Origin of the sequence: Chryseobacterium gambrini, from assembly GCF_027920505.1 — a bacterium.
GTDB classification, from domain to species: domain Bacteria; phylum Bacteroidota; class Bacteroidia; order Flavobacteriales; family Weeksellaceae; genus Chryseobacterium; species Chryseobacterium gambrini.
This window is the reverse complement of record NZ_CP115857.1, coordinates 838,865-850,978: the sequence shown is the minus strand read 5'-3', so window position 1 is coordinate 850,978 and position 12,114 is coordinate 838,865. Positions and strand designations below refer to the sequence as shown.

Annotated in this window: 12 protein-coding genes and 4 tRNA genes; 9 read left to right on the top strand and 7 right to left on the bottom strand. The window is 35.6% G+C overall.

All coding sequences use genetic code 11. The annotated features are described in order from the left end of the window. Positions 1 to 39: 39 nt before the first annotated feature. From PFY09_RS03815 to PFY09_RS03805, 3 genes are read left to right on the top strand one after another with little or no spacing between them, the layout of a single operon-like run. A complete protein-coding gene (locus PFY09_RS03815; protein WP_087711579.1) occupies positions 40 to 516 on the top strand; it encodes a hypothetical protein in 477 nt (158 codons plus the stop codon). 11 nt (positions 517 to 527) lie between these two features. Then, the gene (locus tag PFY09_RS03810; protein ID WP_116098563.1) at positions 528 to 3,110 is read left to right on the top strand and encodes a DNA gyrase/topoisomerase IV subunit A; all 2,583 of its coding nucleotides are present in this window, start codon (positions 528 to 530) and stop codon (positions 3,108 to 3,110) included. A 7-nt stretch (positions 3,111 to 3,117) separates the two neighbouring features. Further along, entirely contained in the window at positions 3,118 to 3,759 is a 642-nt protein-coding gene (locus tag PFY09_RS03805) for a rhomboid family intramembrane serine protease (protein WP_271161453.1), read from the top strand. Positions 3,760 to 3,986: 227 nt separating this feature from the next. Here the strand turns inward: PFY09_RS03805 and prmC are convergent, their stop codons facing one another. From prmC to PFY09_RS03780, 5 genes are read right to left on the bottom strand one after another with little or no spacing between them, the layout of a single operon-like run. Further along, the gene (gene prmC / locus PFY09_RS03800; protein ID WP_271161452.1) at positions 3,987 to 4,838 is read right to left on the bottom strand and encodes a peptide chain release factor N(5)-glutamine methyltransferase; all 852 of its coding nucleotides are present in this window, start codon (positions 4,836 to 4,838) and stop codon (positions 3,987 to 3,989) included. A gap of 10 nt (positions 4,839 to 4,848) precedes the next feature. Further along, positions 4,849 to 5,991, bottom strand: coding sequence for a retroviral-like aspartic protease family protein (locus PFY09_RS03795; RefSeq protein ID WP_271161451.1), 1,143 nt, complete (start codon positions 5,989 to 5,991; stop codon positions 4,849 to 4,851). Between the two features lie 11 nt (positions 5,992 to 6,002). Beyond that, positions 6,003 to 6,761 carry a peroxide stress protein YaaA gene (gene yaaA / locus PFY09_RS03790; RefSeq protein ID WP_271161450.1) on the bottom strand — a complete coding sequence of 253 codons (759 nt, stop codon included), beginning with the start codon at positions 6,759 to 6,761 and terminating at the stop codon, positions 6,003 to 6,005. A gap of 4 nt (positions 6,762 to 6,765) precedes the next feature. After that, the gene (locus PFY09_RS03785) at positions 6,766 to 7,467 is read right to left on the bottom strand and encodes a CPBP family intramembrane glutamic endopeptidase (RefSeq protein ID WP_271161449.1); all 702 of its coding nucleotides are present in this window, start codon (positions 7,465 to 7,467) and stop codon (positions 6,766 to 6,768) included. A 52-nt stretch (positions 7,468 to 7,519) separates the two neighbouring features. Continuing rightward, positions 7,520 to 8,131, bottom strand: a complete 612-nt coding sequence (locus PFY09_RS03780; RefSeq protein ID WP_076389901.1) for an L-threonylcarbamoyladenylate synthase — start codon at positions 8,129 to 8,131, stop codon at positions 7,520 to 7,522. Between the two features lie 101 nt (positions 8,132 to 8,232). Here PFY09_RS03780 and PFY09_RS03775 point away from each other — a divergent pair. The 5 genes from PFY09_RS03775 (at position 8,233) to PFY09_RS03755 (ending at position 9,174) form a co-directional block, all read left to right on the top strand. Then, positions 8,233 to 8,305 (top strand) — tRNA-Met (locus tag PFY09_RS03775). Between the two features lie 39 nt (positions 8,306 to 8,344). Beyond that, positions 8,345 to 8,417 (top strand) — tRNA-Met (locus PFY09_RS03770). Positions 8,418 to 8,455: 38 nt separating this feature from the next. Further along, positions 8,456 to 8,528, top strand: a tRNA-Met gene (locus tag PFY09_RS03765). Between the two features lie 39 nt (positions 8,529 to 8,567). Next, positions 8,568 to 8,640: transfer RNA gene (locus tag PFY09_RS03760), tRNA-Met, on the top strand. A 123-nt stretch (positions 8,641 to 8,763) separates the two neighbouring features. Further along, positions 8,764 to 9,174 carry a hypothetical protein gene (locus tag PFY09_RS03755; RefSeq protein WP_268054202.1) on the top strand — a complete coding sequence of 137 codons (411 nt, stop codon included), beginning with the start codon at positions 8,764 to 8,766 and terminating at the stop codon, positions 9,172 to 9,174. Positions 9,175 to 9,248: 74 nt separating this feature from the next. On the opposite strand, the gene PFY09_RS03750 is transcribed toward PFY09_RS03755, so the two are convergent. Together PFY09_RS03750 and PFY09_RS03745 are read right to left on the bottom strand one after the other, a co-directional pair. After that, a complete protein-coding gene (locus PFY09_RS03750) occupies positions 9,249 to 9,455 on the bottom strand; it encodes a hypervirulence associated TUDOR domain-containing protein (RefSeq protein ID WP_108409756.1) in 207 nt (68 codons plus the stop codon). A gap of 415 nt (positions 9,456 to 9,870) precedes the next feature. Then, a complete protein-coding gene (locus PFY09_RS03745; protein WP_076389907.1) occupies positions 9,871 to 10,452 on the bottom strand; it encodes a hypothetical protein in 582 nt (193 codons plus the stop codon). A gap of 233 nt (positions 10,453 to 10,685) precedes the next feature. Between PFY09_RS03745 and PFY09_RS03740 the strand changes: the two genes are divergently transcribed. Further along, on the top strand, positions 10,686 to 12,110 hold the full coding sequence (locus tag PFY09_RS03740; RefSeq protein WP_271161448.1) for a TolC family protein: 1,425 nt from the start codon (positions 10,686 to 10,688) through the stop codon (positions 12,108 to 12,110). Positions 12,111 to 12,114 lie beyond the last annotated feature (4 nt).

Below are 12,114 nucleotides of genomic sequence, written 5' to 3'. Positions count from 1 at the left end.
TTAAAAAAACACAAATAATCCACTAATACAAATGTTAATATGAGACTTAGTAACCGCAATAAAACTTCGGTATACAGCTTCATTAGTACTTTATTGGCTATGCTTTTAGTCGGAGGTATCGGAGCTTATATTTTAGAAGAGTATAAGTTTAGGATCTTGGGAAAAGAAGAATTACTATTGATTTTTGTTCCAATTATTTTGGTAGTACTCTTTTATTTTAACGGAAGGCAGATCTTTGAATATGACAGTGATGGAGAAGCTCTGCATTTCAGAAACAGGAACATTATTCCTTTTCTGCAAAAGCCGTTAAGCGATGAGTTTCCGAAATACAAACTGCAAAAATTTGAGGTTGTAGATCTTTTCTTTATGAAAAGACTTTATGTTACGATCTCAAGCAAAAACAGCGGTTCTACCATTTTGAGGTATGAAATTTCATATCTTACCAAAAGAGAAATTAGTGATTTAAAAGTTTCCTTAAATAAGGTCGTTAAGGCCAATAAAGAGAAAAAGAGTTAATAAATTAAAGAATGACAGAAGAATACTCGCATGAAGGCGAAAGCTTAAAAAAAGTTTCAGGACTGTACAAAGACTGGTTCTTGGATTATGCTTCTTATGTAATTTTAGACAGGGCAATTCCATCGGTTTATGACGGATTTAAGCCTGTTCAGCGAAGGATCATGCATTCCATGCGGGAGCTGGAAGACGGACGTTATAACAAGGTTGCCAATATCGTTGGAAATACCATGAAATATCACCCTCATGGTGATGCTTCCATTACCGATGCGATGGTAGGAATCGGTCAGAAAGAACTTTTGATCGATACTCAGGGAAACTGGGGGAATATCTACACCGGAGATTCTGCGGCGGCTGCGAGATATATCGAAGCCCGATTAACCCCTTTTGCTCTCGAAGTGGTTTTCAATCCAAAAACAACGGAATGGGCAAAATCCTATGACGGCAGAAATAACGAACCGATCGATCTTCCCGTAAAATTCCCGTTGCTTTTAGCACAAGGTGTTGAAGGAATTGGAGTCGGACTTTCAACCAAAATTCTTCCGCATAATTTTAATGAACTTATCAACGCTTCTGTGGCGTATCTGAAAGGTAAAAAGTTTGAGCTTTTCCCTGATTTTATGACGGCGGGTTATCTCGATGTTTCTGAATACAACGACGGACACCGTGGCGGAAAAGTAAGAGCCAGAGCTAAAATTTCCCCTTACGATAAGCATACTCTCATTATTACGGAGCTTCCGTACTCAAAAACGACAAGTGATCTTATTGATTCCATCATTAAAGCCAATGAAAAAGGAAAAATCAAGATCAAAAAAATTGAAGACAATACTTCCGATAAAGTTGAAATCCTGATCCATCTTCACAACGATGTTTCTCCGGATAAAACCATTGATGCTCTATATGCTTTCACAGATTGTCAGGTAACCATTTCTCCTAATGCCTGTGTGATTGTCGGCGATAAGCCGATGTTCCTGAATGTTTCTGAAATCCTGAAAATGAATACAGATCATACTGTTTCTTTGCTTAAAAAAGAACTGGAGATCGAACTTCATGAGCTTCAGGAAAGCTGGCATTTTTCTTCACTGGAAAGAATCTTCATCGAAAACAGAATTTACCACGATATTGAAGAGGTAAAAACATGGGAAGATGTTCTGAAAACGATTGATGAAGGGCTGAAACCTCATACCGGACATCTTTTAAGAGCCGTAACGGAAGAAGATATTTTAAAACTGACAGAAATCAGAATCAAAAGAATTTCAAGATTCGATTTAGATAAATTTAAAGAAAATATCGCTGCGCTGGAAGGTAAGATCGAGCAGGTGAAACATCATCTTGCGAATCTTATTCAGTATGCAACTGATTATTACCTGAATATTCAGAAAAAATACGGTAAAGACAGACAGAGAAAAACCGAACTTCGAATTTTTGATACCATTGATGCAACAAAAGTTGCGGTTGCCAATGAAAAGTTCTATGCCAATTTCGAGGAAGGATTTATCGGAACGTCACTAAAAAAAGACCAGTATCTGTTCGACTGTTCAGATATCGACGACATCATTACCTTCCGAAAAGACGGAAGCATGAAAGTGGTAAAAGTGGAGGCAAAAACATTTATCGGAAAAGATATTCTCCATGTTGCGATCTGGAAGAAAAACGATAAAAGGACGGTATACAATATGATCTACCGCGAAGGAAGGGAAGGACCTTACTATATGAAACGTTTTTCCGTAACTGGTGTTACACGAAATACAGATTATCCTTTAGCTTCAGATAAAAAAGGATCGGAAGTGCTTTATTTTTCGGCAAATCCAAACGGTGAAGCAGAAACAGTGACGGTTCTTCTGAAACCCAATCCAAGGATCAGAAAAAATAAAATGGACATCGATTTCTCAGAACTCGCGATTAAAGGGCGTGATTCCAAAGGAAATCTGGTAACCAAATACTCCGTGAAGAAAGTGGATCTGAAGGAAGAAGGCGTTTCTACATTAGCACCGCGAAGAATCTGGTTTGATGATACGGTGAGAAGGCTGAATGCAGACGGAAGAGGAACTTTACTGGGAAGCTTCAAAGGAGACGATAAAATTTTAACCATCAACACCAACGGAGAAGCAAAATTAGTTTCTTTTGATCTTGGAAACCGTTTCGATGACGAATATCTGGTGTTGGAAAAATGGCGTCCGAATCAGCCGGTAACCTGCATCTATTACGATGGTGAAAAAGATATTTATTTTATCAAACGGTTCTTATTTGAAAACACGCCGAACGTGCAGACTTTTATGCCTTCGGAACATTCGAAATCGTTCATTGAAAATGTAATTGTTGCCAACGGAGCCACTGCCGAAATTATTTTCGCAAAAGACAAAGGCAAAGAACGAGAGCCGGAAGAAGTGAATATCGATGAATTTATTGCCGTGAAGGGAATTAAAGCCATTGGAAACCAGTTTACAAAATTCAAAGTAAAATCCATCAACATCAACATTCCTGAACCTGTGGAAGAAGAACCGGAAGTATATGAAGATCCCGAACCAACAGCGGGATTTGATGAAGACGGAACCATTGGAAACCTTTTTCAGAATGACGATAATACAGAAAATTAAATAAATTATGAGTCCAATTGTTTTAGTTATTATTGCGGTTACCTGTATTGTTAGTTATATGGGATTGAATAATGCTGTAATGTTTGAAAAATATAAATTCAGTGTCAGTGCGATCAACAATAGAAAAGAATATTTCAGGCTAATAAGTTCGGCGTTCCTTCATGCCGATTTTATGCATTTGTTTTTCAATATGCTTTCTTTATACTTTTTTCAGGGTGCGGTAATACTTTTTTTTGGAAATATAGGTTTCCTGATTCTCTATTTCGGATCTATGATTCTGGGGAATTTATTTAGTTTGCTGATCTATAAAAATCAACCTTGGTATTCTGCTATTGGTGCTTCTGGTGCTGTGTCGGGAATTATTTTTGCCTCAATTGCGATGGCTCCGAATGAAATTAGTGTAAATTTTTTACCGGGCTGGCTTTTTGGGACATTGTATTTTAGTTATTCTGTTTACATGATGCTTAATCCTAATAGAAATGATAATATTGGTCATTCTGCCCATTTGGGAGGAGCATTTTTCGGTCTTATTTATGCCGTTGCCAATCAGCCACAGGCGGCGATTGAAAATTCAATGTATCTCGGAATTATGTCGCTTCCTTTAATTTACTTGGGATATGAGATTTTTGTGAAGAAAAGAATCGGATAAAGATTCCTTACAGATAAATTTAAAAGCAATGAATTATATGGTTCATTGCTTTTTTATTGAAGCTCAAGACAGATAAAATCTTTTAATTGATTATAAGATCGGTCTTTTATGCTGAAAATTGAGTGTAAAAGACTGGATTTTGATAATAAAAGAGTCAAAATCCACCTTAAAAGATTCATTAATGAGCTAAAAAGCTTCAATTTCGAATGTTTTTGAGTGGAATTTTATTACTTCCTCCCAAAAACAAAACGGTCATTTTCCGATAAATCTTTAATCAATGCTGATTCTTCAAAATCATTACGATATAAATCCAGTGTTTCTGGTCCTAATTTCTGGTTGATTTCCAAAAATAACAGTCCGTTTTTATTCAGGTATTTTTTAGAATCTTCGGCAATTTTTCTATAAAAAATCAATGCATCGGAAGTAGGAGAGAAGAGTGCCATGGTCGGTTCGAAACCTTTTACGGAATGTTCTATTTCCTGTTCTTCATCGATTGCGATATAAGGCGGATTTGAAATAATGATATCAAAGCTTTCTTTTAAATCAAAATTCAGATAATCCGCATGAATGAAATTGACTGTAAGCTGATGAAATGCCGCATTTTTTCTGGCAACCTCAAGAGCTTTCTCAGAAAAATCGATGGAAGTAACTTCCGCTTGCGGAAAATGTTTTTTTAAAACCAACGGAATGATTCCGCTTCCTGTTCCGATATCCAGAATTTTTAAACCTTGAATATAAGACGTTGAACTTTTGATCTTTTTTATCGCAAATTCCAGAAGCTCTTCCGTTTCAGGACGGGGAATTAATACATTTTCATTCACAAAAAACGTCATTCCGTAGAATTCTGTTTCGCCTAAAATATGCTGATAAGGTTTTGAAGTTTTTAACTCCGAAATAACTTCGAGAAGCCTTTTTTCATCTTCCAAAAGCAATTCCTGTTCTGCAAATCTTCTCTGGTTAAAAGCATCAAACCCAACAATTTTTTCGATGAATATTGAACTCAGAAATGCAGATTCCGAATCTGTATATAATGTGGAAAGTTCTGTTTTGAAGTAGTTTTTTAGTTCTGAAATGGTCATTTTTAAACAATTATTTTAAATGGCTGCTGCTTTTAATCTCAATTTTTTCGCCGTTATCTTTTTCCAGAATATAATCTTCTTTGCTGAAATATGCCCATTGTAACAGCTCGCATTCCGTAAATTCTGATGCATTTTTACCATTGATCGATTTGATGTGATCTCCGATCTGTACGTTTTTTGCCGTAGAATTTTCGTTCATATTTTTTGAAATTACGGTGAGCTTACCGTCGATGAAAAAAGCTTTGGCATCCATTTGTTTTTTAGGAAGTAATGGTTTTCCGGACTGTTTTAAGTAGAAAGCATTTTCGTTAAAATTCATGATTAAAACATCTGAATACTGGCTGAAAAAGTTAATTCCGATCTTGGATTCTTTTGCTTTATTGATGGTAATAAGCAATTGACGAATTACAGTCTGATCCAGTTTTATTTCATCAACAAAAAAAGTGCTGTAAGATTCGGGATTTCCCAAACCGCTCAATCCCATATTTGTAGAAATGAATTCATCGGCTTGATTTTTAGACTTTTTTTCATCAAAAATAGTATTCATGATGTCCGTATCTTTAGAATTAATTTCCATTACACCTGAAAATCCGGTATCTAACAAACAGTTTTTAAAGGTTTTGTTCTGAATGGTAAAATCAATTAAAGGTCTGTTGCTGTTATAGTAAACCGTCCATTTATGATAAGAGCGATCCGTTGGAAATGGTTTTTCTGAAATGTAAATCAGTTTTTTCGTAAAATCTATTTTCCAGTTGAATTTTTTGATGAAATCCTGTCCCAGAAGCAGCAGATTGGTGCAGTACAAGAAAGGCATATCAAACGTAACTCCTTTTAGATTTTTTACTTCAAAATTTCCTATGGAAAGCGATTCTATTTTTGTGCTTTTAATCTTTATCTTTTTGTTGCTGGAATCGTTGATGGTTTTATTGGAATCCAGAATTTCTACATAAGCAGTTTTATTATTGATAGAATTGCTTACGGAAACAGCGGCTCCTGTATCGAGCGCAAATTCTATCGTTTTTCCATTCACTTTTCCCGAAAATGTAAGCAGTTGCTTTTCCAGAGAAAAGGGGATAGAATCGATCTCTTTTTTTTGAGAATAGCAAAAGGTAATGGTAAAGAAAAGCGTTAAAAGTAAATAATTTTTTTTCATCATTTCAGTGTTTATCTTACAAAAACCAGTTTGTTTTCAGTCGATTTTTCTTCATTAATGAGATAACCTTCGTAGTTGAAAGCTTTTACATCATCCAAAGTCTGTGCATTCGTCTGTGCGCAAAATCTTGCAATTAAACCTCTTCCGTGTTTTGTGTAAACCACAATGGTTTTCAGTTTTCCTTCTTTTAATTCGTAAAAATCGAAATCGATAATTTGATGGTTGAGTTTTTTACGGTCAACCGCTTTAAAATATTCATTGCTTGCAAGATTCAGGAGGATTTCATTCTTTTTCATTTCAGAATTCAACTGTTCCGTTATCTTTTCTCTCCAGAATTCGTAAAGATTTTTATATTCATCAAATTCAAAAGGTCTTCCCATTTCCAGCCTGTAAAGCATCACTTTATCCGAAGGTTTAAGCAATCCGTATAGTCCGGAAAGAATTCTCTGGTTTTTCTGAAGATAATCTACTGCATCTTTGTCTAATGTTTTGGCATCTAATCCTCTGTAAACCTCTCCTGTAAAGGCAAATAGAGCAGGGGCGGATTCTTTTGCAGAAGGTTTTGCTTTCCATTTTTGGTTTCTTTCCCAGTTTTCGTCTGCTAATTTGGCAGAAATTTCCATCAGCTCTGAAAGATATTTCGGAGATTTCTGTTTTAAATAAGAGTGTATAAATTCTGACTGTTCAATGAATTTAGGCGTTGTGGTTTTCAACAGGTCGGTTGAATTTTCCACATTCATTAATTTGGCAGGGGATGTAACTATTTTCATAATGTTAAAAGACAGATAAATGTTTGAAATTGATAAGATTCATGATCATCAGTGAGACAAAATCGTACATAAAATGACACATGATTATAATCTTAATGTTAGAATATTTTTTATAAAACAAAGCAAAAACAACTCCAATGAAGAAAGGAATGATCACCTGACTTATCGTTCCATACGTCATGTGAAGAATTCCGAATAGAAAAGCGGAAACTGCAATGCCTGCGTATTGATTTTTATAAATTTTTTCAATTCTCGGCTGCATATAACCGCGCATCAGAAGTTCTTCCACCACTCCCGCTGTTAAGCAGGTAAAAATAATCAATGGATAATTGTTTTTAAAAATGAATGAAAGCTGTGCGATTTTATTACTCGTATTTTCGTGGGTGATGATTTTGATGAAAAGATTTAAAAAAGCTCCACCAACGGCACAAATTAAATAAAGACGGAGTATTTTTTTTAGATAAAATGTGAAAGAATAGTTTTTGTCTTTCCACAGCAGAAAAGATTGTTTTTCGATAAGGAAACTGTACAGAAAAGTAATTGCCAAAACCATCCAGAGCACAATTCTGGAATACAAAAATGAAGTCGCAGTAAAGGCTTTTTCTCCTGTTATCATTGTAATAAGAGGAAAAATGTACAGCATTACTGCGGCGAGCAAAACAAATGTAAGAAGAATTCCTAAGGAATATTTTCCGTTCAGACTCATACTAAAAACCTTCAACCATCATTTTAAATAAAAAGACAAAGCTTTTTTATAATTAAATATTTCCTTTTCCCTGACGGATAATTTCAGGTTCTCCCGAAGTAAGGTCTACAATCGTAGAAGCCATATTATCTCCATAACCGGAATCAATTACGATATCAACCAGATGATCGTATTTTTCGGCGATCAGTTCAGGATCGGTAGAATATTCAATGATTTCATCATCATCTTTAATGGATGTGGAAGCTATGGGATGTCCCAGTTTTTCAACAATTAATTGTGGAATCGGATGATCGGGAACACGGATTCCGATGGTCTTATGACCTTTGTAAGCCAGTGGCAGACTTTTATTGGCATCCAGAATGAAGGTAAAAGGTCCCGGAAGATGGCTTTTCAGAAATCTGAAGATAGACGTGTCAATTGGTCTTGTAAAATCCGAAAGATGGCTTAAATCATTACAGATAATAGAGAATTTTGACTTTTCGAGCTTTATTTTTTTGATCTGGGCAAGCTTTTCCATCGCTTTAATATCAAAAATATTACAGCCTAAAGCATAGACGGTATCGGAAGGATAGATAATTAATCCACCATTGTTTAAGGTTTTAATTACCTCATTGATAAGGTTTTCCTGAGGGTTGTCCGGATAAATTTTCAATATTTTTGCCATACCTCAAAGATACGAATATTAAAATAGTTTTCATGAAAGTCCTTTATTTAAAAGAAAAATTAGGAGTTTTAAAAATAATTCGTATATTTGCAGTCCAATATCGCGGGATGGAGCAGTAGGTAGCTCGTCGGGCTCATAACCCGAAGGTCATCGGTTCGAGTCCGGTTCCCGCTACTAAGTAAACGTTTGTCGGTAACGTTTTTAAAAATATACCGCGGGATGGAGCAGTAGGTAGCTCGTCGGGCTCATAACCCGAAGGTCATCGGTTCGAGTCCGGTTCCCGCTACTAAGACAGTGTTTTCGGTAAACACTCTAAAAATACACCGCGGGATGGAGCAGTAGGTAGCTCGTCGGGCTCATAACCCGAAGGTCATCGGTTCGAGTCCGGTTCCCGCTACTAAGTAAACGTTTGTCGGTAACGTTTTTAAAAATATACCGCGGGATGGAGCAGTAGGTAGCTCGTCGGGCTCATAACCCGAAGGTCATCGGTTCGAGTCCGGTTCCCGCTACTATTGTAAAGAGTATTGCAGTTTTTGTGATACTCTTTTTTATTTCTTTAAACCGTGAATTAGTAAATGCCGGTATGGCTTAATTTATGCAGGTATCATGATACACCATTAAATCATAATATCATGTATAAAAAAATTCTCGCAGGTTTGGGCGGAGCAATCGCGCTGAACCTTCTGCACGAAACCATCAGAAAAAACTTCGACAATGTCCCCGAAATCAATAAAGTGGGAGAGGAAGCTTTAAATAAAACTTTGGCGAAAGCTGATGCCGAAATTACAGATCATGATAAGCTGTATGCCGCAACCTTAGCCGGAGATATTATTGGCAACGGAATGTATTATGCAACTACTGCCACTACAGGTTTTAATATCGCTTCTGGATTGGCGATGGGAATAGGAGCCATTACACTTCCGCAAAAGATGGGTCTGGATGAAAATCCTGTTGCTGAAAGTACCCAAAAGAAAGTAATGACGGTGGCTTATTATCTTTTCGGAGCTATTGTTACTAAATTTATTTACGATAAAATAAAATAATCTACTATAAAAATTTTAAGGCGGTTTCAAAGTTAAAGCAATGCTGAATTATACTTTTGAAACCGCTTATTTTTTTACATTTTTTTCAGAGAAGAAGCTTTATGAACGGCTGATTTTCCTGTTTTTTCGCTCATGACTTCGTATTGTGGTTCATCCTCTGTCGCTCTTCTCTGCTTATCCATAAATACAAAGTCTTTTTTATGAATTTTTGTAATTTTTCCGTGAGTCTCTCCGTTGCTGGAATTCCATCTCACCATGTCTCCTTTTTTTAATGTGCTCATTTTTGTTTGGATTTGGTTGTGATGTACCATTCACTTATTATGCCATATTTTAAAGTTTATAAGAGGAAGATTTGGCTGCGCTTGTCACATAAGTTTTGTGAGTTATTTAAAAATAAAGATCTCTTAAGAGAAAATCAAAGATTTTCATAAACTAATGTGTTCTTCTACGCTATATCCAGATCAATAAATTCTCATGTGACTTATGTATTAAATTGAAATATTTCAAATTGTCAAAATAATAAAAAATTAATATGTTTTTCTATGCTTCATGCCGATCAAATGAAAGTTCATGTGACTTATGTGTTTAAATTAAAATTCACCTCCGAAAATAAAACTTTGATCTGTAGATTCATCATTAAATAAAAAATCCCGCTTAAAAAAGCAGGATTTCGTATCATTTAATTAAAAAAATAAATTATTGTGCTAACTGATTGAAAGGCGTAAGTGCATTATCATCAGCCATTGTCTGCCCGATAAAATCTTTCTTCTGATTTCCTTTCATTCTGTTGGCTGCATCATTTCCGTTGAAGAAAGACTCGCTTAGTTTTGTGGTGATTTCAGAAGGGTTAAACTCAAATTTTGTATCGCCGTCCACTCCAAGATATCCGTTCTTTCTTGTAAGATTCGTGATGTAGTTGTTGTAGTTAATTAAAGTACCTCTGAACATATTATTGTGATATTCCATACATTTCTTCGCTTTTTTGGAAGAATTGTTCAGGATGCAGTTGTTCATATTTCCTCTGTACAGTCTCCATTCAAGCTCTACTTTTCCGTATTCTTTTGCCAGAGCGGTTTTGCCGTTAGAAAGAATATTCGGATTGCTTTCTTTTTCACTGATCTCTTTTAAATGCTTGATCACTAATGGAACGGTATTTTCGATTTTAGTTTTAGCTTCACCTACCGCACTGAAATCTGCTGCAGGAGAACCTTTCTTTTGAGCGGTAGTAATGTTAAAAATAAGTAATAATAGTACAATTAATAAATTATATCTTTTCATGAGAAATTTTTAAAGCACTAAAATAAATATAATTTCCCGGTTTAGACAAATACATTTTAAATTTATTTAATAAAAATTAACAATTTTATAACGTAAGTGGTTCATTATTGTTAAAATGATGTTTTAAAACTTTTTATGAAAGTCATTTTTTATAATCATTCCCAAAAATTCTTATATATTTTTAATATCTTTAAGGTACACAACACACGATACTAAAATCACATTTTAAGGCTATGAATCATAAGATTGTTGCTTTTACTCTATTACTTACCACGAAGTTATTTTGTCAGCAGCTTACCTTACAGCAATGTATAGAAAAAGGAAAGCAGAATAATGTTGCTGTAAAACTGGCGGAACAGTCTTTGGAAACAAGGCAGAAAATAGCACAGTCCAGCAAAAACAATATTCTTCCCAAAGTCGATTTTCTTGGTGGATATAACTACATCGGAGAACCCATCAGAGTAAATCTTCAGCAGGTAAAAGACGGAATTGTGGAAGGTTCAGCCAGTCAGAGTGCCTATTCTGCCAATGCGGCTTATCAGCAGATCACAGGAAATCCGCTTCCGCAACAGGTGCAGAATGTTATTTATCAGACTTCAAAAGACATCATCAGTGCGGTCTATCCTAATTACAATCCTGCCATTGCCAAACAGAGTTATTTTCTTGCCGGAATCCTTGTAAGACAGCCCATTTATCTCGGTGGAAAGCTGAATGCTTCGAGAGAACTTTCGAAACAGCAGGTGGAAAGCGGGAAAGCCAATCTGGAATCTATTCAGAATCTAAATTCTTACAATATTTCGCTGAACTATATTCAGATCATGTATCTTAATTCCATGATCAAAAAGCAGGAGAAAATGGCGGAAGCTCTGGAAAGCAATGAAAAGTATGCGCAAAATCTTCTGAAAGCAGAGATCATCCCGCCTTATCTTAAAAACTGGTCAGATATTGCCAAAATTCAGGGCGAAACTACTCTTAAGAATTTACGGCTTGAAAAGGAAAATACGTTACTGACTTTAAAAGATCTTATGGGAATTCCTCTTGATGAATCTTTGGAAATTAACGAAGAATTAAATGAAAATATTGAAGTCAACAGTTTTGGTTCCTCAGATAAAAATACCGATCTGAAATTATTACAGAGTAAGAAAAAAGAAGCACAAACCACGAACGATATTACAAAATCTCTGTCTAAACCCAATATTTTTGCCATTGGAAATTACCAGTTTTTCAGAAATGATCTTCCTTTAATCACGCCGCCGTGGTTAGTGGGAGTAGAAGTTCAGTGGACTCTTTTTGATCCTGAAAGAAGATCCAGAAATCAGGCTTCTGAATCTTTGGTGAAAGAGGCAGATCTGTTAATTGATCAGAAACAGAAGGCGGTGGATCTTGCCGTCAGAATTTCTGAAAATAAGCTCATCAGCTTCAAAGAACAGAAAGAAACTTTGGATCTTGCGAGAAAACAGGCATATACTACCACAGAAATGGTGAAAAAAAGAATGGAAAACAGTCTTTCTTCCGTAAAAGATGTAAACGATGCTCTGCAGCTTCAGTATGAGGCAGAGAAATTGTATTACACGTCTCTGGTGGCTTATCAGACGGTGGTAGCAACTTATTTTTATATTACAGGAAACGTCGAAAATATTACCAATTACATTCCTTAAACAA